The 25,061-nt window shown below is 62.3% G+C and carries 26 protein-coding genes; 9 read left to right on the top strand and 17 right to left on the bottom strand.

Annotated elements, in window-relative coordinates; genetic code table 11:
• Positions 1–7: 7 nt before the first annotated feature.
• The 8 genes from AC1DYQ_RS08635 to AC1DYQ_RS08600 all read right to left on the bottom strand — a co-directional run bounded on the left by AC1DYQ_RS08635 (position 8) and on the right by AC1DYQ_RS08600 (position 6,293).
• The gene (locus AC1DYQ_RS08635) at positions 8–628 is read right to left on the bottom strand and encodes an HAD-IA family hydrolase (protein WP_477686451.1); all 621 of its coding nucleotides are present in this window, start codon (positions 626–628) and stop codon (positions 8–10) included.
• 36 nt (positions 629–664) lie between these two features.
• Positions 665–1,087, bottom strand: a complete 423-nt coding sequence (locus tag AC1DYQ_RS08630; RefSeq protein WP_477686450.1) for a VOC family protein — start codon at positions 1,085–1,087, stop codon at positions 665–667.
• 74 nt (positions 1,088–1,161) lie between these two features.
• Entirely contained in the window at positions 1,162–1,806 is a 645-nt protein-coding gene (locus tag AC1DYQ_RS08625; RefSeq protein ID WP_477686449.1) for a glutathione S-transferase, read from the bottom strand.
• Positions 1,807–1,818: 12 nt separating this feature from the next.
• On the bottom strand, positions 1,819–2,487 hold the full coding sequence (locus AC1DYQ_RS08620; RefSeq protein ID WP_477686448.1) for a LysE family transporter: 669 nt from the start codon (positions 2,485–2,487) through the stop codon (positions 1,819–1,821).
• 102 nt (positions 2,488–2,589) lie between these two features.
• The gene (locus AC1DYQ_RS08615) at positions 2,590–3,048 is read right to left on the bottom strand and encodes a putative immunity protein (RefSeq protein ID WP_477686447.1); all 459 of its coding nucleotides are present in this window, start codon (positions 3,046–3,048) and stop codon (positions 2,590–2,592) included.
• Entirely contained in the window at positions 3,045–4,145 is a 1,101-nt protein-coding gene (locus AC1DYQ_RS08610) for an acyltransferase family protein (protein ID WP_477686446.1), read from the bottom strand. Before AC1DYQ_RS08610 ends, AC1DYQ_RS08615 begins: the two co-directional genes overlap by 4 nt.
• A 28-nt stretch (positions 4,146–4,173) precedes the next feature.
• Complete coding sequence (locus AC1DYQ_RS08605) at positions 4,174–5,505, bottom strand: MATE family efflux transporter (RefSeq protein ID WP_477686618.1); 1,332 nt, start codon at positions 5,503–5,505, stop codon at positions 4,174–4,176.
• Between the two features lie 188 nt (positions 5,506–5,693).
• A complete protein-coding gene (locus tag AC1DYQ_RS08600; protein ID WP_477686445.1) occupies positions 5,694–6,293 on the bottom strand; it encodes a DUF2239 family protein in 600 nt (199 codons plus the stop codon).
• Between the two features lie 252 nt (positions 6,294–6,545).
• Here AC1DYQ_RS08600 and AC1DYQ_RS08595 point away from each other — a divergent pair, with 252 nt between their 5' ends.
• From AC1DYQ_RS08595 to AC1DYQ_RS08575, 5 genes are all read left to right on the top strand, one after another.
• A complete protein-coding gene (locus AC1DYQ_RS08595; RefSeq protein ID WP_477686444.1) occupies positions 6,546–7,607 on the top strand; it encodes a methionine ABC transporter ATP-binding protein in 1,062 nt (353 codons plus the stop codon).
• Between the two features lie 3 nt (positions 7,608–7,610).
• On the top strand, positions 7,611–8,276 hold the full coding sequence (locus AC1DYQ_RS08590; RefSeq protein WP_457278549.1) for a methionine ABC transporter permease: 666 nt from the start codon (positions 7,611–7,613) through the stop codon (positions 8,274–8,276).
• Positions 8,277–8,446: 170 nt separating this feature from the next.
• Positions 8,447–9,241: a MetQ/NlpA family ABC transporter substrate-binding protein gene (locus tag AC1DYQ_RS08585; RefSeq protein WP_477686443.1), complete on the top strand. Its 795-nt coding sequence runs from the start codon at positions 8,447–8,449 to the stop codon at positions 9,239–9,241.
• A 24-nt stretch (positions 9,242–9,265) separates the two neighbouring features.
• Positions 9,266–10,402, top strand: a complete 1,137-nt coding sequence (locus AC1DYQ_RS08580) for a sigma-54 interaction domain-containing protein (RefSeq protein WP_477686442.1) — start codon at positions 9,266–9,268, stop codon at positions 10,400–10,402.
• A 197-nt stretch (positions 10,403–10,599) separates the two neighbouring features.
• Positions 10,600–11,538, top strand: a complete 939-nt coding sequence (locus AC1DYQ_RS08575; protein ID WP_457278546.1) for a TauD/TfdA dioxygenase family protein — start codon at positions 10,600–10,602, stop codon at positions 11,536–11,538.
• Between the two features lie 196 nt (positions 11,539–11,734).
• Here AC1DYQ_RS08575 and AC1DYQ_RS08570 read toward each other — a convergent pair whose 3' ends face one another.
• The 6 genes from AC1DYQ_RS08570 to AC1DYQ_RS08545 are packed head-to-tail and all read right to left on the bottom strand — an operon-like array spanning position 11,735 to position 17,769.
• Positions 11,735–12,061, bottom strand: a complete 327-nt coding sequence (locus AC1DYQ_RS08570; protein ID WP_477686441.1) for a 4Fe-4S dicluster domain-containing protein — start codon at positions 12,059–12,061, stop codon at positions 11,735–11,737.
• Positions 12,058–13,659 (bottom strand): FAD-binding protein, encoded by a 1,602-nt coding sequence (locus tag AC1DYQ_RS08565; RefSeq protein ID WP_477686440.1) that lies wholly within the window; start codon positions 13,657–13,659, stop codon positions 12,058–12,060. The genes AC1DYQ_RS08570 and AC1DYQ_RS08565 overlap by 4 nt, the downstream gene beginning before the upstream one ends.
• On the bottom strand, positions 13,659–15,011 hold the full coding sequence (locus tag AC1DYQ_RS08560; protein ID WP_477686439.1) for an LLM class flavin-dependent oxidoreductase: 1,353 nt from the start codon (positions 15,009–15,011) through the stop codon (positions 13,659–13,661). The genes AC1DYQ_RS08565 and AC1DYQ_RS08560 overlap by 1 nt, the downstream gene beginning before the upstream one ends.
• Before the next feature lie 55 nt (positions 15,012–15,066).
• Positions 15,067–15,906, bottom strand: a complete 840-nt coding sequence (locus AC1DYQ_RS08555) for an ABC transporter permease (RefSeq protein ID WP_477672454.1) — start codon at positions 15,904–15,906, stop codon at positions 15,067–15,069.
• Positions 15,899–16,753, bottom strand: a complete 855-nt coding sequence (locus AC1DYQ_RS08550; RefSeq protein WP_457278541.1) for an ABC transporter ATP-binding protein — start codon at positions 16,751–16,753, stop codon at positions 15,899–15,901. Before AC1DYQ_RS08550 ends, AC1DYQ_RS08555 begins: the two co-directional genes overlap by 8 nt.
• Positions 16,750–17,769, bottom strand: a complete 1,020-nt coding sequence (locus AC1DYQ_RS08545) for an ABC transporter substrate-binding protein (RefSeq protein ID WP_477686438.1) — start codon at positions 17,767–17,769, stop codon at positions 16,750–16,752. The genes AC1DYQ_RS08550 and AC1DYQ_RS08545 overlap by 4 nt, the downstream gene beginning before the upstream one ends.
• A gap of 332 nt (positions 17,770–18,101) precedes the next feature.
• On the opposite strand from AC1DYQ_RS08545, the gene AC1DYQ_RS08540 reads away from it, so the two are divergent.
• Entirely contained in the window at positions 18,102–18,650 is a 549-nt protein-coding gene (locus tag AC1DYQ_RS08540; protein ID WP_477686437.1) for an NADPH-dependent FMN reductase, read from the top strand.
• 325 nt (positions 18,651–18,975) lie between these two features.
• On the opposite strand, the gene AC1DYQ_RS08535 is transcribed toward AC1DYQ_RS08540, so the two are convergent.
• Entirely contained in the window at positions 18,976–19,887 is a 912-nt protein-coding gene (locus tag AC1DYQ_RS08535) for a TauD/TfdA dioxygenase family protein (protein WP_477686436.1), read from the bottom strand.
• Positions 19,888–20,029: 142 nt separating this feature from the next.
• Positions 20,030–20,932: a LysR family transcriptional regulator gene (locus tag AC1DYQ_RS08530; RefSeq protein ID WP_477686435.1), complete on the bottom strand. Its 903-nt coding sequence runs from the start codon at positions 20,930–20,932 to the stop codon at positions 20,030–20,032.
• Between the two features lie 185 nt (positions 20,933–21,117).
• Here AC1DYQ_RS08530 and AC1DYQ_RS08525 point away from each other — a divergent pair, with 185 nt between their 5' ends.
• Together AC1DYQ_RS08525 and AC1DYQ_RS08520 are read left to right on the top strand one after the other, a co-directional pair.
• Entirely contained in the window at positions 21,118–22,263 is a 1,146-nt protein-coding gene (locus tag AC1DYQ_RS08525; RefSeq protein WP_477686434.1) for an alpha/beta hydrolase, read from the top strand.
• A gap of 161 nt (positions 22,264–22,424) precedes the next feature.
• Positions 22,425–22,781, top strand: a complete 357-nt coding sequence (locus AC1DYQ_RS08520; RefSeq protein WP_477686433.1) for a cyclophilin-like fold protein — start codon at positions 22,425–22,427, stop codon at positions 22,779–22,781.
• Positions 22,782–22,906: 125 nt separating this feature from the next.
• Here the strand turns inward: AC1DYQ_RS08520 and AC1DYQ_RS08515 are convergent, their stop codons facing one another.
• On the bottom strand, positions 22,907–23,557 hold the full coding sequence (locus AC1DYQ_RS08515) for an FMN-dependent NADH-azoreductase (protein WP_477648597.1): 651 nt from the start codon (positions 23,555–23,557) through the stop codon (positions 22,907–22,909).
• 255 nt (positions 23,558–23,812) lie between these two features.
• Here AC1DYQ_RS08515 and AC1DYQ_RS08510 point away from each other — a divergent pair, with 255 nt between their 5' ends.
• A complete protein-coding gene (locus tag AC1DYQ_RS08510) occupies positions 23,813–24,718 on the top strand; it encodes a LysR substrate-binding domain-containing protein (protein ID WP_477686432.1) in 906 nt (301 codons plus the stop codon).
• The last annotated feature ends 343 nt before the right edge of the window (positions 24,719–25,061 follow it).

Raw genomic sequence — 25,061 nt, 5'->3', positions numbered from 1 at the left:
AAACACCTTATTTCACGCAACCTATTCCCTGAAGCGCAGCCTTGACATCCGCTGGCCCCCGCACATGGACCGCCTGCAGCCCGGCGGCCCTTGCGCCTTCGACGTTGTCGGGATGGTCGTCAAAGAACAGGATGGCATTCAGGGGAACGCCGATCGCGTCAGCGACGTATTCAAAGGCCCGGCGCTCGGGCTTGCGATAACCCATTTCAGACGACACAAAAATGCGCTCGAATGACTGCGCCAGATCGGGATAGAGCGCTGTCCATGCTGCCTGGTGCGTGGCGTTGGTGTTAGAGAACACGTAGCAGGGAAGATGGGTGCGCGCCTCCTGCACCAGGTTGCGGGTTTCGGTGATTTCGCCGCCGAAAATGGCGTTCCAGCCTTTGGTGATGTGCGTGGGGTCGTCCTGCAACTCCAGGTTCGCGGCCAGGTGCGCGAAGTATTGCGCCGCCGTGATTTCGCCGCGTTCATGCTGCTGGTAAGGCAGGTCAGAACTGAAGGTGGCTTTCAGCTCTTCAAGGGACAACCGGGAAATCGGCTGCCAGTACTCAAGCACGCGGTTGAAATCGACATCGATCAACACCCCGCCGAGATCGAACAGAAGTGCCTGGATTTTGTGTGTGGTCATGGGATGGATTTTTTATATTCTTGCACGCGCTACGCTTCAATCGCCGGCTGACCACTGGGGGTTCCATACCGCCTCCCACAGATGCCGGTCTGGATCCTGAAAGTAGCCGGCATAGCCGCCCCAGGCGGTGTCATGTGCTTCCTTGGTGATCACGGCACCCGCTTTTTTGGCCTGCGCCATGACGGCATCAACTTCTGCTTTCGAAGAGACGTTATGGCCCAGTGTGAATTCGGTTGCGCTGGCATTCTCCAGCGGAACACCCGAATCATGGGAAATGCTTTTGCGCGGCCAGAGGGCAAGCTTCAGGCCCGCCTGCAAGTCGAAGAATGCCACGGCGCCATGTTCGAGCTCGGCACCAATAATGCCTTCTGTCTGAAGGCCAAGGCCATCGCGGTAGAAGCGAAGCGATCTTTCCAGATCATCAACGCCGACAGTGATGACCGTAATCCGTGGCTTCATGGGAACTCCTTATATTGGGTTGATGTGTCTCAAACATGCGCCCCTGATATCAAGGCTTGCCAAGCGTATGAAGTCTATTCCTGGCGATAAATGCTGTCCCCGTGCGGTGCTGCCATGAACTCAGGCAGTTGCTCAGCCCGGGCAGAGAATTCACAGAGGGCCGGGTAGTCGGCGGCGTTTACCACCTCTGGAATCATGGCTTGCGTGAAGTGCCAGGTAATGCCCACGGTCACACCGTCCTGACCCATGGTGCCGCTGGTCGCCGCCAGCGGTTTGCGCCGAAGTTCTGATTCCAGTTCACCATAGGCCGCCAGCAACTGGCCCGTCACACGAGACACCCAGGGCTGGTGCAGCTTTTCAGCGGGGCGCAGGTTGCGCTCGTAAATAATCTGCACGTTTTTTTCACAGGCGGCCATGGCCAGGCCGATCACGCGCAGCGCCTGCTGGCGCTCGGCAACGGCCGCCGGCATCAGGCTTTTGGGTGGCGCCTGCTGGGCGGCCAGCGCCTCGGCGTAGTCGATGATCAGGGTGGAGTCCATCAGCACCGTGCCGTCGTCACAAACAAGGGACGGCGCTTTGACGACCGGGTTGATCTGCCGGAATTTCTCGAAAGTGCTGAACACCGAGATCGACTGGTGTTCAAAGCGCAAGCCGAGGAGTTGCAGGGAAATGGCTACGCGGCGAACGTAGGGTGAGTCGAGCATTCCTATGAGTTGCATGGCAGTTCCTGTTCAGGGTTTACCGGTCACGACGGATTTGTCTTGATGGGGAAGAGGCGGCGACTGGACCATGAGGTCACGCACCGAGCCAATGGCCAGCGCCAGAAAAGCGGCGGCGCAAAGCTTGTAGGTCACCTTGGCCCACCGCATGCCGGCCCGGCGAAAGATCCGGTCAACCACTGCCGCGCAGAAGAATGCCCATACCACCGACGACACCATGAAGCCCACAAAAAAGATGCCGTAGTCGGCAGCCGTTGGTTCATGGATTCCGACGGCGCCCAAGGCGCTGCCGAGCGCGGCCCAGTAGGCAATGTTTTGGGGGTTGGTGATGGACAGGAGCACCCCCGCGCGCATGGCCTTTTGGGGTTCGGCCGTTGCCGGGTCCGTTAAAGTGAATTCCTGGCTGGCGCAAAGCCATGAGTCGCGCGCAAGCCAGAAGAGATACAGCGCCCCGGCGATGCCGACGGGCCAGCGAATCCACTCCAGTTGAAGCAGCAGCCCGATGCCGACCAGCCCGAGCAGGGCCCACAGCGCGTCGCCGGCCAGCGACCCGATTTGCACCGCCAGGGCCGGCCGGAAACCGCCGCGTACGCCCTGGCGCACCGTTTCGGCAAAAACGGCACCGGGCGCGGCGTTGAACAATAGCCCGAGCAGGAAAGCGGAGATGAAAAGCGTGGTCATGGACGCGAAGGGAATAGAGACGACCTGACGTTTATACCGCGCAAGCGGCACACGCGCAGGCCTTGTGCGCGCACCGGATGTGGCGCCCCCAAGCCGGCCGCCTCAGCGCACCGGGAAGGTCGGGGCCAATTCCCGGAGTTTTTCGACCTGCCACGCGAACTCTCCCTCGAAAGCCGACGGGTCGTTGACCGCGTAGCCGCCGTAGCCGTAGACGGCGGCATAAGCCGCGTAGCCGGCCGCATCCAGGGCCCGGCCAGCCAGTGCATTGGCCACGGCGTAGGTGGCAGAGACGGCTGCGTGGGCCGCGCCGTCAATGGAATTGGAGCCCCTGTGGCTGTTGGCCACCGCGGCGACTTCCTGCGCCGCCTGCGCCAGGGCGGGCCTTTCCAGTTTGCCGTCGACGAAAGCCTGAAGCTGTGCCAGGCAATCAACGGCCCGGGGGTCTTCCAGCAAATGCTGCACGCGGCCGGCGCAAGCCAGGCCAAAGGCCAGCCGGAGGGCTTCCTGACCCGGTTCATCAAGATGGATGCTGGCCGCCAGGCGCGAGAGCTCGTGGTTCATGGCAATTGTTTCGAGGTACGGGTATTTTGCGCGACTGCCGGACTGAATTTTCGGGGCAAGAGCAGGGCCGCCAGGTATTGCTGGCGTTTCGCAATTTCCAGCAGGAGCAGCGGCAATGCGACACCCGCAGCCAGGCTTGCCGCTCCAACGAGGTAGTCGTTGTGGCTGAAGCGGGAAAGCAGCAGGAAGGCCCGCCCCTGCGCGACGGGATGAAACACCAGGATGAGCAGGCTGCCGGAGCCGATGTAGGTCAATGGGCGCTGCAGCCGCGGATACCGCGCCAGCAGTGCAGAGATGCAAAGCACCATATAAATGCCCAGCGCGGCCTGCAGTGTCGCAATGAGCGGCTCGCCGTAGATGCGCAGGTTCAGGTCCATGGTCTCGTTGAAGTGGTAGTGCAGCGCCGCAAAGGCAATGGCCGCGGCAAGCAGCCTGATGGCGTTGAATTTCACGGCCATGACCTGTTCGCGCAGCAGAAACCCGAACAGCAGGCAGGCTGAGCTGATGAGGGTCAAATCGAGGCTCCAGGGCAGCCCTGGCAAGCGGGCGAGGCCCATGAAATGCAGGCTGGCCGTGTCGATTTGCCAGAAGCTCCCAATCCAGCGGATGCCCGCGGCCAGCAGCATCGAGGCGGCCAGAAAAACCCAGCGTGCGCGGTGTTCAACGGCCCTGGTGGCGCGCAGGATGGCCATGGCCACCACCGACGCCACAAAGAGGTGCGGCAAAAACCAGAGCGGTGCCCACGCAATGGTGGGTGCGGTGGCATACAACACGCCGAAAAAATACTCAGAGGCGCTTGTGTCGGCGGTGGGAACCATGTCGGAATCAAGCGCCATCAGGATGCCGACCAGCGCCAGCACGACAAAGTAGGGCTTGAGAAGCGCGTCGGCCCGCGACAGCGCAAACTTGCGCAGGGAATCGGAATCTTTCAGGAACAGGCCGGAGAGGAAAAAGAACAGCGGCAGGTGAAACGCGTAAATCACCCGGAAAAGCTCGCCCTTGTTTTCCAGTACCAGGCTGTTGTGCCCGAGCACCACCAGGATGATTCCGATGCCCCTGGCGATGTCGACGGTGGCGTTGCGGTGCGTGTGTGTCATGGTGTGGATCAATCAGGAAATGACGGACTCAGACCAGGCGCCTGATCGACTTCTTCTTCCAGACCAGCCGGTAGTAAGCCGTCTGCAGACCCAGCATGGCGATGAAGGTGACCGGATAGGCCACCCAGATGCCGTTGATGCCGATGCGGTGGCTCATGAGCCAGGCGACGGGCACCTCCACCAGCGCGATGCAGGAGATGGCGATTCCCGTGGGCACCAGCACCGACCCGCTGGCGCGCATGATGCCCGAGAGCACCGAGGCCATGCCGAAGATGACGCTGCTCCACAGCATGATGTGCAGCAGCGTCTGCGCCACCTCAATCACCGGTTCGCTGGTGATGAAAAAGCCCATCAGGTGGCGCGAGAACAAATAGCCCAGCAGCACGAGTGAGCCGGTCAGCGCCAGGTTCATCAGCAAACCGGTGCGCACGATGGTGCCCAGTTTGTCGGTGCGGCCCGCGCCGATCGCCTGCGCACCCAGGATGGAAGCGGTGATGGCAATCGAAATCGCCGGGAACTGCACATACGCCACCACCTGGTTGACGGCGCCGTAGGCCGCCGTGGCGTTGGATCCATAGCTGTTGACCAGCGAGAGCAGGGCGACTTCAGCCAGCGCGATGACGATCATCTGCACGCCGGTGGGTACGCCGATCTTGAGCACGGTCTTGAGGATGCTGCCGTTGATGCGCATGTGGCGTACAAATTCCGCATCAGGTGCCAGCGGGCTGTGGATGCGGCGTAGCCTGAAGGCCAGCCAGGCCGTGGCCGTCACCATTGACAGCACCGAAGCCACCGCACCGCTGGCCACACCGAGCTGCGGCAGGCCGAACCAGCCGCGGATCAGCGCCGGTGTGACGGCGAGGCCCACCAGGGTCGAAATGCCCAGCGTGTAGAGCGGGTTGACCGTATCGCCCACGCCGCGCAGCATGGCGGTGGCCAGCAGGTAGACGAAGAGGCCTGGCCCCGCAATCATCATGATGCGGGCATAGAGCGTGGCGTCGGGCAGGATGTCGGCCGGTGTGCCCAGCGCCCTGAGCAAGGGCCCGGTAAAGATGCCGCCGAACAGCGCGACGAGCAGGCCAAAAATCAGGCCGACACTGAGCGTCGTGCCGGCAATCGATTTGACTTTGCCAGTGTCGCGCGCTCCCCAGGCCTGGCCGATCAGCACGGAGGCACCTGCGCCCAGGCCGATGGTGAAGGCAATGAAGAAAAACAGGATGGGGAAGAAACTGGACACGGCCGCCAATGCGCCGACGCCGATCATCTGGCCGACATACACGTTGTTCAGCGTGCCCGACAGCGACTGCAGGATGTTGCTGAGCAGCATGGGGCCGAGGAAGGCGGCAAAGGTCTTCCACATCGGCACACCGTCGTTCAATGCGGGCCGGGTGTGCGAAGCGGGTTTCGCCGCCGCGGGCTGTGTTGCCAGGGGCGGAGCCGCGTCGGCCACGGAAATCGGTGGCGCCGCGATTTCGCCCGCTGCACGCACGTCGCCCTCATGCATTTCGGTTTCAAGCCGGTGATCGAGGGCGGAAAGATCCGGCGGCTTCATGCGACGCTCCAGCTGGCTGCGGCCAGTGCCGCCAGGTAGGTTCGCACATCTTCAGGCCAGGGCTCGACCAGGGTGTCAAAACGCAGCCGGTCGCCGGCAAACAGTGCGCGGGTGGCTTCTTCGAAGCCGGGCAGGTCGCCCGCGATTTCCGCCATGAAGCGGTAAGCGGCTTCGCGGGAGGCCCGTACCACGTCGCGTGCCTCGTTGGCCCTGCTCGCTTCTTCCACCAGCTTGCGCAGCGCAACCGAAGCACCGCCTGATTGGCGGCTGAGCCATTCCCAGTGCCGCGGCAGCAAGGTGACTTCACGCGCAACCACCCCCAGCCTGGGGCGCCCGACAGAACGCGTCACCGGTGCTTCGGGTTCGGCGGCGGGAAGGTCGGGCGGCGTGTCGTCGGGCGCATCCACGGCGTCGGGCCGCAGGTCAAGGTCCAGGCGTTCCCCGTTGGCATCGTTGAATATGCGAAGCAGTATGTCGGCCTGCTGGGGCGTGGCGCGCAACTGCGCGAGCAGCTCACGGCGCGGCCCGGAGGCAATGCGCTGGAACCCGGCGAAGGCGGTCAGGGTGCGGGGCGTGGCGATCAAAGTAGAGGTCATAAAGTCATTACGGTTAATTTTGTCCGGGGGAAATTAGGAGTTTATATCATCCGGGTATAAATGATCAAGTTTTGGCTGAAAAATGCGTAAAAGGCTGTAAATCGGGTTCTATAGCTGATTAATCATCTAACTAGTCTATTTAATATTCTTTTGAGTTTGGGAGAAGCTAGGCTAAATTCGCGTCCTGTTCAAAAAAGAGCCTCACACGTTTTCACAAGAACCGTGAGGGGTGACAAGGTTTAGCGAATTTTCATGATCGAGCTCAAAGGCATTTTTCAAACCTACAAGGGCTCCACGGGCCCGGTCGAAGCGCTGCGGGGCGTCGACCTTCACATCAACCCGGGCGAGGTCTACGGCATCATCGGCCGCAGCGGTGCCGGCAAAAGTTCGCTGGTGCGCGTGGTCAACCTGCTGAACCGGCCGACGGCTGGCCAGGTTTTGGTGGGCGGCCGGGAACTGACTTCGCTGAACGGCGAAGCACTGCGCGTAGCCCGGCGCGATATCGGCATCATCTTTCAGCACTTCAACCTGCTGTCGTCGCGCACCGTGTACGGCAACGTGGCCTTGCCGCTGGAGATTGCGGGTCTATCGGCAGCGGATATCAAGGCACGTGTTGAGCCCTTGCTGGACCTCGTCGGCCTGAGCGCCCTGGCGGATCGCTACCCGGCACAGATCAGCGGCGGGCAAAAGCAGCGTGTGGGCATTGCGCGCGCGCTGGCCAACCGGCCCAAGGTGTTGCTGTCGGATGAAGCTACTTCGGCGCTGGACCCGGAAACCACGCGCTCCATCCTCGGCCTGCTGCGCCAGATCAACAAGGAATTCGGCCTCACCATCGTGTTGATCACGCACCAGATGCAGGTGATCAAGCAGGTGGCCGACCGCGTGGCGGTGATTGACGCCGGCCGCATTGTCGAAAGCGGCCCGGTGATCGATGTCTTCACGCGTCCGCAACACGAAACCACACGCAGCCTGATCGCCGAGATCGTGCCGCAGGATTTGCCCGACAGCGTGCTGGCGCGCATACGCACCCTGATGAGTGCCGAGCACCCGGAAGAAGGGCAGCTGCTCAGACTGGCCTTTGCGGGGGATGAGTCGGATCGGCCCTTGCTGTCAGACGTGATCCGCCGCTTTGGCATTGACCTCTCCATCGTGCACGGTCAGGTTGATGAAATCCAGGGCAAGCCCTTCGGTTCGCTGGCAGTGTTTGCGCGCGGCGCACGCGAACAGCTCAACGCAGCGGTGGCGCATTTGCGCGGCGCCGGTGTGCATGTAGACCAGGTCGGCGGTGAGCTGGCCGTGGGCGGGAGGGTTTAAGCCGTGTTCAGTAATTTCTCACAAGCCCTGCTCGAGCTCTTTGTCAGCTCGCTATGGGAAACCATCGTCATGGTGGGCATTTCGGGCGCGGTCGGTGCGCTCATCGGTATTCCACTCGGGGTGTTTTTGCGCCTGACAGACGAGGGCGGTGTGCTGCAAAACGCTGGCGTGAACCGCGTCGTCGGCGGCCTTGTCAATGCGGTGCGTTCCACGCCGTTCATCATTTTGCTGGTGGCCATCATTCCGCTGACGCGCTTCATCACCGGGTCTTCCATCGGCACGGCGGCGGCGGTGGTGCCGCTCACCATCGCGGCCGCGCCGTTCATTGCGCGGCTGGTGGAAACCTCGCTGCGCGAAGTCGACCACGGGCTGATCGAAGCCGCGCTGGCCATGGGTGCGACCACACGGCAGATCGTCTTCAAGGTGCTGCTGCCCGAGGCTCTTCCCGGCATCGTCGCGGGCCTGACCATCACCTTCGTGAGCCTTACGGGTTATTCGGCCATGGCCGGCGCCATTGGCGGCGGCGGGTTGGGCGACCTGGGCATCCGCTACGGCTACCAGCGTTTTTTGCCTGAAGTCATGCTGGCCGTGGTGCTGGTGCTCATTTTGTTTGTGCAGGCGGTGCAAAGCCTGGGCGACTGGGCTGTGCGCAGGTTGAGCCACAGATGACCCCGTCCATCCATGACAGCCATGCGCGGCGATGTTGATTGCTACGCTTTTGATAGCTGCTCGCGCACGTTCCCATTGGGTTAGAGCCCGATTTGCCTCTTAAAAATGGCCTTGAAATTGACCTTCAGGGCAAAAAAACAGATTCATTCATCTTCAAAAAAGGAAACACCATGAAAAAACGCACCCTCATCCAGTCCGCCGTCGCACTTGCGCTGGCCGCCTCGTTCACCGGCGCTGTGCTGGCACAAGACAAGCCGCTGAAGATCGGCGTTACCGCCGGCCCGCACGCGCAGATTTTTGAACAGGTCAAAAAGATCGCCGAAAAAGACGGCCTGAAGATCCAGATCGTCGAGTTCAGTGACTACATCCAGCCCAACGCCGCGCTGGCCGCAGGCGACCTGGACGGCAATAGCTACCAGCACAAGCCTTTCCTCGACCAGCAGGTCAAGGACCGCGGCTACAAGATCGTCAACGTCGGCTACACCGTCAACTTCCCGATCGGCCTCTATTCCAAAAAGGTCAAGAGCCTGGCCGAGCTGAAGGAGGGCGCACGTTTTGGCATTCCCAATGACCCGACCAACGGCGGCCGTGTGCTGCTGGTGCTGCAGGACAAAGGCTTGATCAAGCTCAAGCCCGAAGCAGGCCTGAAGGCCACGCCGCTCGACGTGGTCGAGAACCCGAAGAAGCTCAAGTTTGTGGAGCTCGACGCCGCCCAGCTGCCGCGCTCGCTGGACGACCTGGACGCCTCGGCCGTCAACACCAACTACGCGCTCTCCGCCGGGCTGAACCCCAAGGACGCGATTGCCCAGGAAGCCGCCAAGTCACCGTATGTGAATCTGCTCGCCGTGCGTGAGCAGGACAAAGACAAGCCCTGGGTGGCCAAGCTGGTCAAGGCCTACCACTCCGAAGAAATCCGCAAGTACGTGCAGGCCGAGTTCAAGGGCGCTGTGCTGCCCGGGTTCTGAGCGTAGCCAGGCGGAGCGCAAAGCATGAGCCGGTTGCTGACCCTTCCCAATGCCGGCGCTTTGTCGATTCGCGCCAAGGCGCTGGTGTTCGAAGACCCCGGCTCGCTGGCCTTGCTGGAGCGCGTCGACCAGGTCGCGCCGACCGAAGCCACGGTCCTGATCATTGGGGAAACCGGCACCGGCAAGGAGTTGCTGGCGCGCCGCATCCACCAGGGCAGCGGACGCAGCGGACCTTTTGTGGCGGTGAACTGCGGCGCTTTCAGCGAGTCGCTGATCGATGCCGAACTGTTTGGCCATGAAACCGGCGCTTTCACCGGCGCTGCGCACGCCCGCGCGGGCTGGTTTGAGGCGGCCGACGGTGGCACGCTGTTCCTTGACGAAATTGGCGACTTGTCGCTGAGCCTGCAAGTCAAACTGCTGCGCGTGTTGCAGGAGCGCCAGGTGGTGCGCATCGGTTCGCGCAAGCCCATTGCGTTGGACGTGCGCCTGATTGCGGCAACCAACGTCGACCTGCGTGACGCGGTGAACGCCAGCCACTTTCGCGCCGACCTTTACTACCGCCTCAGCGTTGCCACGCTGGAGCTTCGCCCGCTGTTTGAGCGGCCCGGCGACATCCTGCCGCTGGCGCGACATTTCCTGGCGAGCTACGCCGCGCGCCTGGGCATCAAGGATGCAAGCCTTTCGCCCGAGGCAGAGCAGGCCCTGCTGGCCCATGACTGGCCCGGCAATATCCGCGAGCTGGAAAACGTTATCCACTACGCGCTCATCGTGGCGCCCGCGGCAACGCTGCATGTCGCGGACCTGCAGGGCATTCACCGCTCTGCACGCATGGCGTCCCGCGCAGCACCTGCTGCATTGCCGGCACCTGCTTCCGTAGAACAGGTTTCAACCCCCATGGTGCAGGGCGCTGCACCAGACAGTTTGCGCGAGGTGCTGCTGCAACGCATGAACCAGGCCGAACCTGAACTGTTTGAAACTGTCGAGGCCACGCTGGTGAGGACGGCCTTCGACTTCTGCCATGGCAACCAGGTGCAGACGGCCAACTTGCTGGGCCTTTCGCGCAACGTGCTGCGAACCTTGCTCAAGCGCCATGGTTTGCTCGACCGACCTGCGCAGGCTGATGACGTGGCAGAAGATCAAACCGCTTCGTTGTCACAGTAACTGCAGGTGGGTGCTGTATTCACAGCAGCCGTTGAACACTTTCCCTCACCCAGTCCTGCCCGGCTGCTTCGATTGCAGCAAGAGATTGAAAAAAAGCCGTACGGTGCCCGGTTTTCACTGGCACAGGTCATGCGTAGAAGCTTGTCAGCAGCGTCATTTCTGCCGCCTGTTTTATCAACGACACAAGGAGCTTCTTCATGACAACATTGCCCGTGGATATTCACCCGGTCGCCGGCCGCATTGGCGCCGAGGTGCGCGGCCTGCGCCTGTCTGCCGACCTGCCAGGCGCCACCATCACCGCGCTCAACCAGGCGCTGCTCAAGCACAAGGTGCTGTTCTTTCGCGGCCAGCAGCATCTGGACGACGCATCACAGGAGGCGTTTGCCAAGCGCCTGGGCGAACCGGTGCCACACCCCACGGTGCCGGTGCGCCAGGGAACGGGTTTCATTCTTGAGCTGGATTCGGAACATGGCGGGCGTGCCAACTCCTGGCACACCGACGTGACCTTCGCCGTGGCCCCGCCCAAGATCTCGGTGCTGCGCGGCGTGGTGATCCCGCCCGCCGGCGGCGACACGGTGTGGGCCAACACGGCGCTGGCCTACCAGGGCTTGCCGCCCGCGCTGCGCGAGCTGGCTGAAAAGCTCTGGGTGATTCATGGCAACGATTACGACTACGCCGCCTCACGCAGTGAAGACGAAGTGTCGAGCGAAGGCTTGCGGCATTACCGCGAGGTTTTCACCCGCACCTTGCATGAAGCCGAGCACCCGGTGGTGCGCGTGCACCCCGAAACGCGCGAGCGCACGCTGGTGCTCGGCCATTTCGCCAAAAAGCTGGTAGGTTATTCCAGCACCGATTCACAGCACCTGTTGTCGGTGCTGCAAAGCCATGTGACGCGCCTTGAAAACACCGTGCGCTGGCGCTGGATCCAGGGCGACGTGGTGATCTGGGACAACCGAGCCACCCAGCACTACGCCATTAATGACTACGGCGACCAGAAGCGCATCGTGCGCCGCGTCACGCTGGCCGGCGACGTGCCGATCAGCGTGGACGGCCGCCGCTCGCGCGTGCATGGCGGCCAGGCGCAGCCACCCAAGGCCGCCCAACCGGTGGTGCCTGCCGAGGCCGTGGCTGCCTGATTGATCTCTTGTGTGGCATGGCCGTGCCGCCGGCGCGGCCGGCCATTTTTGCCGGCTTCGCGCCGGCTTTTTTTGTTTTTAGTCGAAAAAATGGCCGTTTTGATGCATTTTTAGCAATCAAAACGGCCGCTAGCCCAATGAGAATGTGCGCCACCAGCTATTAAATAGATAGCATATGGTGGCGATGGGTTGAGGCTCAGGCTCTTTGCAGCAGATGGTAGCTGTGGTCGTCCGAAGCGGTTGACTTGCGGCCACCGCCCCAGCCCACGGCTTTGCGGTAGCTGCCGAGCAGCGCGCCATGGCGCAAGGCTTCTTCGTCCACCTGCACGGATTCATCGGCGCTGGGCGCGACAAACAGCGCGTCTTCCGGGCAGTACAGCTCGCACATGAAGCAGGTCTGGCAATCTGCCTGGCGCGCGATGACTGGCGGGCCGCCGGGTACGGTGTCGAACACGTTGGTGGGGCAGGCCGTCACGCAGATGTTGCAGCCGGTGCATTGCGAAGCGCTGATGAGCTCGATCATGCGACCGCTTCCTGGCTGACCCGGATCTCGTCGAGCCCGTTGCTGATGAGGCGGTGCCGCTGCGTGGGGTCGGGCGCGGCATGTTCCTGGCGCCGGTGCATGCCCCGCGTTTCGTTGCGGGCCAGGGCGCTGCGGTACATCCAGCGCGAATGGGCCAGCAGCGCGGCGGCTTCGCGTGTGCGAACCGCCTGCTGCCTGTCCGCCGGTGCGGCTTGGCGCAGGCGAATCCAGAGCGCATCGAGCCGCGACAGCGAATCCTCGAGCACGCCGCCGCTGCGGAACCAGTTGCGCTCATAGGGAAACACTTCGGCCTGCACGGCCAGGATCAGGGCTTCGCTGTCGGTGTGCTCATTGCCTGTTCCCTGCAGGCCCACGCCGCCGGCGCGCAGCACCGCGCGTGCGGCGCTGTGCCCGTTCGAGCGCGCGAAGCCGGCCGCACCCGCACCGGCCCAGAACCCGGACGACAGGGCCCAGGCCGCGTTGTGGCTGCCGCCGCCGGTAAAGGCGCCGCAGATCAGCTCGCGCGTAGCAGCATCACCCGCGGCGTAAAGGCCGGGCACTGAAGTCGCGCAGTCGCGGCCCGTGATGCGCAGGCCGCCGGTGCCGCGCACCGTGCCCTCCAGCCGCAAGGTCACGGGGAAGCGCTGGGTGAAAGGGTCGATGCCCGCGCGGTCGAAGGGCAGGAAGAAGTTGGGCTGGGCGGTGCGCATCCAGGCTTTCACCTGGTCGTCGGCTTTATCCAAACGGCCGAACACGCGCTGGGTCTGCAATGTTTTGGCAATCAGGCTGCGGCCAAAAGCCGAGCCGGCGCCTTCAATCACGCTGCCGTCTTCGTAGTAGAAGGTGGCCCATTGGTAGAACAGCGACTTGGTGACCGAGGCAAATGCCGCACCCAGGCCGTAGGCGTTGGAAAACTCCATGCCCGAAAAATCGGCACCCACCTCGGCGGCCATCAGGTGGCCGTCGCCGGTCAGCACATTGCAGCCCAGCGCGCGGCTTAAGAAAGCGCAGCCGCCGGTGGCGATCACGACAGCACCAGCGCGCACCACCCAGGGCTCGAGCGTCTGGCGTTGCTGGCCGGTGGCGCCGCACACGGTGCCTTGTTCGTCCACCAGCAGTTCCAGTGCCGGGCTGTGGTCGAGGATGCGCGCGCCTGCCTCCTTGGCGCGCTTGCGCATCAGGCGCATGTACTCGGGGCCTTGCAGCGAGGTGCGGCGCTGCTCGCCGTCTTCGCCGATCGGGAAGGGGTAGCCCCATTCGGCCAGCTGCTGCATGTTGGCGTAGGTCTGCTCGAGCACGCGGTCCATCCACGCGTGTTCGGCCAGTTGCCCGCCCTTGTCGAAACGGCTGGCTTTGGCGTCTTCGCGCTGCGTGCCTTGCGGTTCCACGTACCAGACGCCTGTGCCCGAAGGCGCCGTGGCGCCCGAGGTGCCGCAGTAGCCCTTGTCGGCCAGCACCACCTTGGCGCCCTGTGCCGCGGCGCTGATGGCGGCCCAGGTTCCGGCGGGGCCGCCGCCTATGACCAGCACGTCGGCATCGTGCTGCCGGGCGCCGGCGGCGTTCGAGAGGGCGGTGAAGTTGAAGTCGCGGCTTCCCATCACGCCACCTTTTGGGCCTTGACGGCGAACTGGTTGACGGGCCGGTCCAGACCGAGGTTTTCGCGCAGCGTGCTGCCTTCGTATTCGGTGCGAAAAATACCGCGGCGCTGCAGCTCGGGAATCACCAGGTCCACAAAATCGTTGAGCGATTCGGGCAGCACGGGCGGCATCACGTTAAAGCCGTCAGCGGCGTCGTTTTCAAACCACTCCTGGATCTTGTCCGCGATGGTCTCTGGTGTGCCCACCACCACCCAGTGGCCGCGCGCACCGGCCAGGTATTCATAAAGTTGGCGCACCGTGAGCTTGTCGCGCCGGGCCAGCTCCAGCACCACATGGGCACGGCTGTTCTGGCCCTTGGGCGGTTCGGGAATGTAGGGTGGCGGGGCGTCCAGGTCCCACTTCGTGAGGTCTTCGCCGGGCCAGAATTGAGCAATGGTGTTCAGGCCCACGGAAGGGTGAATCAGCTTTTGCAGCTCGGCCCACTTGGCTTCAGCCTCGGCCTGCGTGCGGCCGATGACGGGCGAGATGCCGGGCAGGATCAGCAACTGCTCAGGCCGGCGGCCGTACTTGGCCAGGCGGCCTTTCACGTCGCGGTAGAAGGCCTGCGCTTCCGCCAGGCTGGTCCAGGCTGTGAAGATGGCTTCGGCGGTGGCCGCCGCGAGTTCGCGCCCAGGTTCGGAAGAACCGGCCTGCACGATCACCGGGTAGCCTTGCGGCGGCCGCTCGAGGTTCAGCGGGCCCTGCACCTTGAAGTATTTGCCGTGGTGGTTGATCTCGTGCAGCTTGGCCGGGTCAAAGTAGCTGCCTGTTTCGGGGTTGCGGATGAAGGCGTCGTCCTCGAAGCTGTCCCACAGGCCCTTCACCACGTCGATGAACTCATGGGCCTGCTCATAACGCACCTCGGGGTCGGGATGCTTGTCGAGCCCGAAATTTCCGTAGACGTTGTCGGCACCGGTGGTCACGACATTCCAGGCGGCGCGGCCCTTGCTGATGTGATCCAGCGAGGCGAACTTGCGCGCCAGCAGGAAGGGGTCTTCATAAGTGGTGGAAGCCGTCGCTACGAAGCCGATGTGTTTTGTCACAGCCGATAAGGCCGCCCACAGCGTGACCGGTTCGAAGTAGGACACGCGGCCCTGGCGGCTGAAGGCTTCGTCGGTGCCGTGGAATGCGACGCCCGGGCTGTCGGCCACAAACACCTGGTCGAACAGGCCGCGCTCGGCGGTTTTGGCCACCTCAATGTAGTGGTCGATGTTGACGCCCGAATCGACCTGCGAGCCGGGGTGCCGCCAGGCCGCGATATGGTGGCCTGTGGCCATGATGAATGCGCCCAGGCGAAGTTTGCGTTGAGTCATGTGGAATGTCTTTCGTGTCTGTATGTCTATTTGTCGATACGGGAGTCGGCTTGAATCAGCTGTGCGAGGAAGCAGGCTTCCACGCCGTGAAGTGGCGCTCCAGCGCCTGCAGCGCGAAGTTCAGCGTGACCCCGATGGCTGTGATGGCGATGATCCCGAAGTACATGTCGGCGATCAAAAAGCTGAACTGGGCGTAGATGATCAGGTAGCCCAGCCCGGCCTTGGCACCCACCATCTCGGCGGCGATCAGCACCAGCATGGCCGAAGCCGCAGCCAGGCGTATGCCCACAAAGATGGTCGGTACGGAAGCCGGCAGGATGACCTTCAGGAACAACTGGCGCGGTGTCACGCCCATGGTGCGTGCCGACTTCACGAGCAGCGGATCCACCTGCCGCACGGCCGAGATGGTGTTGAGCAACAGGGGCCAGGCGCACGAATACACCACGATGGAGACCTTGGACACCTCGCCAATGCCCAGCAGCAGCAAGAACACTGGCAGCAATGCCAGCGGTGCCGTGTTGCGCAGCAGCTCAATCAGCGGGTTGAGCGTGTTGCCCAGGCGCCGGTACCAGCCGATGGCCAGCCCCAGCGGAATTGCGAACACGATGGCCAGCAGCAAGCCGCCAAGCGAACGGGCCAGGCTGATGGAGGTGTGTTCCCACAGCTGGCCGTTCAGTGCCAATGCCCAGCCGGCGGCAAGCACCTCGCTGAGCGGCGGCAGGAAGGTTGGGTCGGTGAGGCCCAGGCGCGGCGCCAATTCCCACAGCAGGGCCAGTGCCACGATCAGGCCGGAGCGCCAGGTGGCATTGGCCACTTGCGCCTGCAGGCGCTTCCAGAGCGGCGGCGTGTGAAGGGCTAGCGGTGCGGCGCCCGCGTTCAGGGCAATGTCAGACATGGGCAATTTCCTTGAGGATGGGTTGTGAGGAAATACGGGCGCGGCGTTCGCGGCGGGCGGATGCCACTTCGTCATGCAGCTGCGACCAGATTTCGTGGCGCAGCTCGCCGAACAGCGGCAGCGAGCGCACGTCGTCGGTGCCGCTGCGCAAGGATTCGGGGATGTCCACGATCTGCTTGATACGGCCCGGCCGGGTGGTCATGATGGCCACGCGCTGGCCCAGCACCACGGCCTCGTCGATGCCGTGCGTGATGAACACAATCGTCTTGCCGGTGCGTTGCCAGATTTCGACCAGTTCTTCCTGCAGCGTTTCGCGCGTCTGCGCGTCGAGCGCGGCAAAGGGCTCGTCCATCAGCAGCACCTGCGGTTCGTAAGCCAGGCTGCGCGCAATGGCCACGCGCTGCTTCATGCCGCCTGAAAGCTCATGCGGAAAACGGTTGGCAAAGTCGGTCAGGCCCACCAGCTCCAGGTAGTGCGCAGCCTTTTCGCGCCGGGCGCGTTTGCCCACGCCCGCGACTTCCAGGCCAAAGGCCACGTTGTCCAGCGCACTGAGCCAGGGGAAGAGGGCGTACTGCTGGAACACCACGCCGCGGTCGCGTGCCGGACCGGTAATGGGTTGGCCGTCAATCAGCACGCGGCCGCTGGTGGGCAGCGCCAGGCCGGCCAGCAGGTCAAGCAAGGTGGACTTGCCGCAACCGCTGGGCCCGACCAGCACCAGGAACTCGCCGGGGCGCACGTCAAGCGTCACGTCATGCACGGCAACAAATCGTTTGGCGGCGCCGCCGTCGTCCGCGCGAACGGTGAACTCCTTGCTGACGTTTTCAAAGCGGATTTTTGCGGCGCTCATTTGGCGGCCGCCAGCTTGTCGCCGCTGTTGGCGTAGGGGTTAAATGCGTTGGTGTACAGGTCTGTGGGCTTGACCTGGCCGGGTTTGAGCAGGCCGTCCTTGACCAGCCAGTCGATCCAGATCTGCAGCTCCTTGTCCTTGATCACGCCTCCGGTTCCCGCCACGCCGGTGCTTTTCCAGTACTGGATGGTGTCTGCGCTTTCGGCGCGCTTGCGGCCGTCAATGATCTTGACGAAGCGCGCCCGCACCTCGGCTGGCGGTGTGTTGCGCGCCCATTCGATGGAACGCGCCAGCGCTGACACCAGGTGGCGGCTGGTGTTGGGGTTTTGCTCGATGAACTTGTTGTGCAGAACGATGGAACCGGCCGTGAAGTTGCCGTACAGGTCCCGGTCTGTGAACAGCGGGCGTATGCCGCCGCGCTCCCGCGCCTTGTCGCGCAGCACACCGCCCAGGGTGGTGACTTCCACATGGCCCTGGCGCAGCGCTTGCTCTCCAGTCACCGGGGGCGTGACCACCAGGGTGACCTGCTTGGCCTCCGCGTCGCTGACTTTGGCGCGCTCCAGGTACTCGCGGACCATGAACTCGTGATGCGCGCCCAGCGTGTTCACCGCGACTTTTTTGCCGATCAGGTCGCGTGCGGATTTGATCGGGCTGTCTTCCTTGACGTAGTAGCCGGTCCAGGTGTTCTCGTCCACCCCGTAGTAGCCCAACACCGCCTTGATTGGCGCTTTCTTGGCCAGCAACTTCACGACGGCGCCGTTGAAGGCGCCACCCAGGTCGACATCGCCAGTGACCACGCTCTGGATGTCCTGCGGCCCGCTGATGGTGTTGCCCACCCATTTGGCCTTGAGCGGCGCAAGGTAGCCCAGGTCTTCTGCCAGTTCGATCCAGGTGACCTGGCCGGCCCAGCCCTGGTAGCGGATTTCGGTTTTTTCAGGTGGGGGCGCGGCATGGCCTTGAGCGGACAGGAGGCCAAACGACAAAGCTGTGAGACCGAGGAAGCGAGTGATATTCATGGCGTGAGGAGTGAGTGGTTGACGGGTTCAACATCGCAGCATCCATGCCAGTGATTTCGGGCTGATTCAGGGGTGATTTCGGGGTTTTCAGGGCGTCCGGGTTGCTTTGTTGCTGCATCCCGGGCAGCCGGCTGTTGGGGTGCTGTCTGGTTTTGCGCAGAAGCGGCCTGGCGTGTTGACGGGAAGCGGGCAGCGCTACGGAACCTTGGGGTATTTCTGTCCTGAAGTCCTACAGCGCGCGGCGGTGAATTGATTTAAAACCGGGAATGCCGTTTGCGAATTCGCGCATTCGCTGATCAAACCCTTTCATTCCCACCCTCCTGGAGAACCCCATGGCTCAATACAACATCGCTGTCGTCGTCGGCAGCATCCGCAAGGATTCGTTCAACAAAAAACTCGCCAGCGCGCTTGAAAAGCTGTTTCCTGCGGACTTCAGCTTTACCCATGTGCGCATTGACGACCTGCCGCCTTACAACCAGGACGATGACGGGAATCCGTCGGCAGAGGTGAAGCGGCTCAAGGGCGAGATCAAGGCGGCGCAGGGCCTGCTGTTTGTCACGCCTGAATACAACCGCTCGATTCCAGGTGTGCTGAAAAATGCCATTGACCATGCCTCACGCCCTTATGGCCAAAGCGCCTGGGACGGCAAGCCTGCCGGCGTGATTGGGGCATCGGTTGGCGCCATTGGCACCGCGCTTGCCCAGCAGCACCTGCGCAATATCCTGGCCTACCTGAATGTGCCTACGCTGGGCCAGCCTGAGGCTTTTGTCCACAACAAGGAAGGTTTGTACGACGCTGATGGCAGCATCAGTGAAGGCAGCCGCAAGTTTTTGCAGGGGTGGGTGGATGCTTATGTGGGGTGGGTTAAGAAGCACGCCTGAGCTTGCGTTTCCCGTTGCTGCTCTTGTTCGGCGGCTACGCTTTTTGCTGAGGGTTGCTGGCCGGGGGTTGCCCGGCATGCAACTCACTTTCTTTTGCTTCGCCAAAAGAAAGTAAGCAAAAGAAAGGCGACCCTGGTTCCTGCGTCCCTACGCTTCGCTACGGGCAGCCTGCGGTGCTCGGTCCAGACGGGGTCAAAAACAACTCGCTTCGCTCAGACAAGTTTTTGCCCTGATCCGTCTGGCCCTGCGCTCCTCGGCGCATCCACAAGGGGGTGGGGAAGGAATACCTAAAACCGAAACCCGAATAGCGGACACAAGCTCCCGTTTAAAACGGCGCGTCGCCTTCGATGGTGGTGCGGTAGAGCTTGCGGCGCAGGTGGTCGGGGGTGCCTGCTGCCAGGTGGGTGACTGAGCGGTTGTCCCAGAACACCATGTCGTGCGGCTGCCATTGGTGGCGGTAGATGAGTTCGGGGCGTGAGGTGTGTTCGAACAGTTCGCTGAGCAGCGCGGTGCTTTCGTCCTCTGGTATGCCCAGGATGCGGGTGGTGAAATGCTCGCTGACAAAGAGTGCCTTGCGGCCGTTTTCGGGGTGGGTGCGCACCACCGGGTGAACAACCGGCTTGACCTCTTCAACCTGCTCTTGTGTGAGCTTGGGCCGCCATGGGTTGCGGCTGCGCAGCTCTTCGTATTTGGCGAGGTAGGTGTGTTCGGCGCGCAGGCCCTGCACAGCTGTCTTTAACGCGTCGGGCAGGGTGTCCCAGGCGGTGTGCTGGTTGGCGAAGAGGGTGTCGCCGCCTTCGGAGGGCAGCTCCTGCGCATGCAGCAATGAGCCCAGGCTGGGCTTGTCTTTGTATGACAGGTCAGAGTGCCAGAAATGGCCGGCGTCGCCCAGGCCGATGGGTTCGCCGTTTTCCTTGATGTTGGAGACGATCAGGATTTCAGGGTGGTTTTGCAACTGGAAGTTTTTCAACACATGAATTTGCAGCGGCCCAAAGCGGCGGCTGAAATCAACATGTTGCTGCGGCGTGATGCGCTGGTCGCGAAAGACCAGAACGTGGTGGTCCAGGTGTGCGCGGTGGATGCGACAGAAGTCAGCTGTGGTGAGCGGTGTGGACAAATCCATGCCCAGCACCTCGGCGCCCAGCGGGGCGTCAAAAGGCCGGATCTCGATGGAGGATTGGGTATGCGTTGCTGCCGATGCATCGGCACGGTCGTTCGGAGTCAAAGTCGCTGTCATCTTCATCTTTCTCATCTGCGTCCTGGGGCGCCGGTCAGCCTATAAATGTAGGAGTGCCGCCGTGCAAAGCGAACTACCTATTCGTCGTTTGTTAATTACTTTTAAGTCTGTTCGGCTTCGCCACACGAGGGCGCCAACCATCTTATCTATCGGATCCACTCACCCGCAACGCTTTCACCACCAGCGAAAAGGCCGGTGAAGGCTGGCGTCTGCTGGGATAGTACAGGTGGTAGCCGGAAAATTTTGGGCACCAGTCCTGCAGAACGCGCATCAGCCGCCCGGCTTCAATGTGCGCCGTCAGTTCGTCTTCCGGCAGCAATGCGATGCCCAACCCCGCCAGTGCCGCGTCGACCTGCGGCGTTGTCGTGTTAAAGATCAGCGGGCCATCCACACGGACATTGACCTGCCGACCGCGGCGCTCAAAGTCCCAGACGTACAGCCCGCCGGAAGTAGGCATGCGCTGGTTGATGCAGTGATGTGCGGTGAGGTCGTGCGGTGTTTTGGGGATGGAATGGACCGCAAAATAACCGGGTGAAGCCGCTACTGCCATACGCAGCGGTGGGCCAATCGGCACGGCGATCATGTCTTTGTCGATCGTGTTTCCCAAGCGTACGCCGGCATCAAAACGGTCGGCCACGATGTCGCGAAAACCATAGTTCACGTCGAACTCCAGCTTGATGTCCGGGTACTCGCGCAGCAGCGGTGAGAGCTTGGGCAGCAGGGTGCTTTGCAGCACGTGGTCGCCACACGTGATACGCACGGTGCCTGCAGGTTTGTCGCGCAAATCGGTCAACGCGTCGAGTTCAGACTCGATTTCGTCAAAGCGGTGACCGATCGCCTTCATCAGCCGCTCACCCGCAGACGTTGTGGCGACGCTGCGTGTGGTGCGTGTGAGCAGCCGGATCTTCAAGCCTTCTTCCAGCCCCCGGATGGCCTGGCTCAGCGCTGACGGGGTCACACCCAGCGTGGCGGCGGCCCGGGTGAAGCTGCCCTGGCGCGCCACGGTGACGAAGGCCAAGAGGTCGTTGAGATTGCGTCGAGGCATTGCGGGTCTCTGTTTCGTGGGCTACTGATTAGCTATGCTAACAAATTTATTAAGAATTCATTACCTAGTCAATGTTAAAGGTACTTGGCAAACTTCAGGAACTGCGAACGGAACACGGACCACGTCGAGCAAGGGCAACCGTCACGCGTAGTGCCTTCTGACCCAACCAAAGAGGAACATCGACCATGAAAACACCATCAGAGAACGACGGCCGCGCAGCGGTCGAACTGTCCAGCGACGCCTCTGGTCGCCGTGAGTTTTTGAGAATGACTGGAACAGGCGTGGCTGCGGCCGGCATGCTTTCGACCGTTGGAGGCGCTGCCTTTGCGGCGGATACGCCGGCCGTATCAGGCAAGCCCAGTGGTGCCGATAACTTTTACAAGAGCGACATGGTGACCGTACAGAAGGTCACCTTCAGGAATCAGTACCGGATGAACGTCGCGGCGAATCTTTTCATTCCCAAGACGCTTGATCGGAAAAAACGCAACCCGGCGATTGTTGTGGGCCACCCCATGGGCGCGGTAAAAGAGCAAAGCGCGAACCTGTACGCCACCAAGATGGCGGAGCAGGGCTTTGTGGCCATGTCCCTGGATCTCGCTTTCTGGGGCGGCAGCGACGGCCAGCCGCGCAATGCCGTTGCGCCGGACCTGTACGCCGAGAACTTCAGCGCTGCAGTGGATTACCTCGGTAGCCAGGCGTTTGTCGACAGGCAGCAGATCGGCGCCATCGGGATTTGCGGCAGTGGCAGTTTTGTCATCAGTGCGGCGAAGATTGACCCGCGCATGAAAGCCATCGCCACAGTGAGCATGTACGACATGGGCGCGGCCAACCGCGACGCCCTCAATCATTCGCAGACGCTCGAGCAGCGCAAGCGGATCATTGCCGCCGCCGCCGAGCAGCGCGATGTGGAATTCAAAGGCGGTGCGATCCAGTACACCAGTGGCACCGTGCATCAACTGACGGCGGACACGCACCCCATCCAGCGCGAGTTTTACGACTTCTACCGCACACCGCGAGGCGAATACACGCCCACGGGCGGATCGCCGCGAACCACCACGCACCCGACCCTGGCCAGCAACGTCAAGTTCATGAACTTTTACCCGTTCAATGACATCGAGACGATCTCGCCTCGCCCCATGTTGTTCATCACGGGCGACCAGGCGCACTCGAAAGAATTCAGCGAAGACGCCTACAAGCGGGCCGCTGAACCGAAGGAGTTGTTTATTGTTCCGGGCGCCGGCCACGTGGATCTGTATGACCGGGTGACGCTGATTCCCTGGAGCAAGCTGACCGCGTTCTTCGGTAAGCACCTGGTGCAGACCGGCGCCTGATGGCAGTTCAGTCGGGCAACGCTGCCGCGCACAGACGGAGGTTTTGCGCCTCGCTGATGCTTCCACTGCTTTTCACGAGTAGTCTCGCTGCTGCGGGCGGCGACATCCGGGTAGTTTCCCAACAACCATCTGACCCGACACCCCGCAGGAAGGCCCCCGTGATGAAAATCCAGATGAGCGTGGATGGCATCGTCATTGCGACGGCAACACTTGACAGCAATGACAGCGCCAGAGATTTTGCGGCACTGCTTCCGCTGAACCTGGTCCTGAAAGACTACGCGGCTACGGAAAAAGTCGCTGACTTGCCGCGTGCGCTGTCAACGAAGGGCGCACCGGTGGGGCACAAGCCCTCCACCGGCGATATCGGTTATTACGCTCCGTGGGGCAATCTGGCGATTTATCACAAGGACTTCGCTTTTTCAGACGGCCTGGTTCGGCTCGGGCGGCTTGATTCAGGGCTGGACGCCATGCGGCGCCCCGGCCCCGTGACGGTGAGGGTTGAACACGCTCCTCAATGACGCTGCACGGCGCAACGTGTCGGGCCGTGTGCATCAGGCCGATGATGTTGGCGAAAACGAAAAAGCCCGCAGTTGCGGGCTTTTTTCCGTACGGCGTTCCGGCATGGGTGCCGGACGCCTGTGGCTCAGGCCGCCAGTGCAGCTTTTTCCTGGTTGGCAGGCTTTTGCGTGTGGGTCACGATTTCAATCTGCGCGGCTTCCAGTGCGGCAGCCTTGGCGGCTTCGCCCATGGCAAGGCCTTCGGCGCGCACAAAACGCACGTCGGTGATGCCGAAGAAGCCGAACACCACTTTCAGGTAGCTCTCCTGGTGTTCCAGGGCTGTCATCGCGTCGCTGGTTGAATACACACCGCCGCGAGCGGATGCCACGATCACCGTCTTGCCGCCGGCCAGGCCCACGGGACCTTTGTCGGTGTACTTGAAGGTGCGGCCGACTTGCGCAATGCGGTCGATCCAGGCCTTGAGCTGGCTTGGAATTGCGAAGTTGTAGAGCGGTGCGCCCACGACGATCACGTCGGCGGCCAGGAATTGCGACACCAGCGCTTCAGACACGGCGTTTTCGCGCTTTTGCACGTCGCTCAGCGCCGTGCCGGCAGGCATGCGGAAGCCGAGTGATTCGGCGGAGAGGTGGGAAGGTGTGTCGGCTGCCAGGTCGAGGTAGCTGACTTCGGTGCCGGGGTTGGCGGCGCGCCATGAGGCCACGATCTGGGCTGTGAGCTGGCGGGAAACCGAGTTGCCGCCAAGGATGCTGGAGTCGATGTGAAGAAGCTTGGTCATGGTGAATTCCTTGAATTGAAGTGATTGATCGGGTGGGATAAACCGGTTTTCAGGCCGTGTTCACCTTGAACCGCAGCCATGGGATAGATTGTGCGTATGAGTCGAGTGTTTGATAAGTCGGCAATAATGCGACTTATCGTTCTACTGATGAGACAATAAACACCGCAAAATCACAAAAATGCCTTCGATCCGGTGCCTTCGGTAAGTGGCGGAAGGCGAGCAAAGGCGGCGAAAGGCGACGAAAGGACTTTTTCCATGCAAGACCTCAATGACATGCTGTACTTCGCCGAAGTGGTGGAGCGGGGCGGCTTTGCCGCGGCCGGCCGGGCGCTGGGGTTGCCCAAGTCGCGCCTGTCGCGCCGCGTGGCCGAGCTGGAGGCGCGGCTGGGCGCACGACTGCTGCAGCGCACCACCCGCAAGCTGTCACTGACCGAGGTCGGCGAGATTTACCTGCGCCACTGCAGCGCCATGCGCGACGAGGCGCTGGCCGCATCCGAAGCCGTGGCGCAAATTCAGGTCGAGCCGCGCGGCACCCTGCGCATCACCTGCCCGGTGACGCTGGCACAAAGCACGGTGGGTTACCTGGTGCCGCGCTACATGGCGCTTCACCCCCACGTGAAAGTCGACATGCGCGTGACCAACCGGGTGATTGACCTGGTGGAAGAGGGCATCGACATTGCCTTGCGCGTGCGGCCCACGCTGGAAGACAGCGGCAGTCTGATCGTGAAAAACCTGGGTGCCGGCTCCGGGCGCCTGCTGGCCAGCCCGGATTTGCTGAGGCGCCAGGGCACGCCGGAAAAACCGGAAGACCTGCACAAGCTCGACACCGTCGCCATGTCGTGGGTCGATGGCCGGGCGTCGTGGACGCTGATGGGCCCCGACGGAAAAGAGTTTGTGCTGCAGCACCAACCGCGTTATGTGGCAGACGACCTGCAAACCCTGAAGCTGGCCGTGCTGGCGGGCACCGGCATGAGTTTTTTGCCCGAATCCCTGAGTGCGGTAGAGCAGCAGGCGCAGTTGCTGGTGCCCGTGCTGCCGGGCTGGGCGCTTCGCCCCGGTGTGGCGCACGCGGTGTTCACTTCACGGCGTGGGCAGATTCCGGCGGTGCGGAGCTTTCTGGACTTTCTGGGGGAACGTATGCGGGGTGAAGAGCTGGTTTGATGGGTTGATCCGGCGGATTAGCCGGCCGCGAGCGCGGATGAAGGCGCTATGGATTTAATAGCTGCTCGCGCTCGTCCTTATTGGGCTGGAGGCAGTTTTGATGCTAAAAAAGTCAAAGCGGCGGTAAAAAGCAGGCTGATGGGGCGGTGCCGGGGGCATGTTGAGGCTGCCAGAGGTTCCTGAAAGCCTTTTTCTTATGAGGAATATGGCTGTAGGCCAATAGAAACGGGCGCGAGCAGCTATAAAAATAATAGCACCTGTGCCGGCCCCAATGCAGGTTCCGATGGGTGTCCAGTCGCAGCAGCCCACCCAGGCGGCGAGGCTCAACACCGTCTGGACCGGT

It is taken from the genome of Polaromonas sp. P1_F4 (assembly GCF_056405675.1).
Note: the sequence above shows the minus strand (reverse complement) of the source record. Positions and strands in the feature narration are given on the sequence as shown.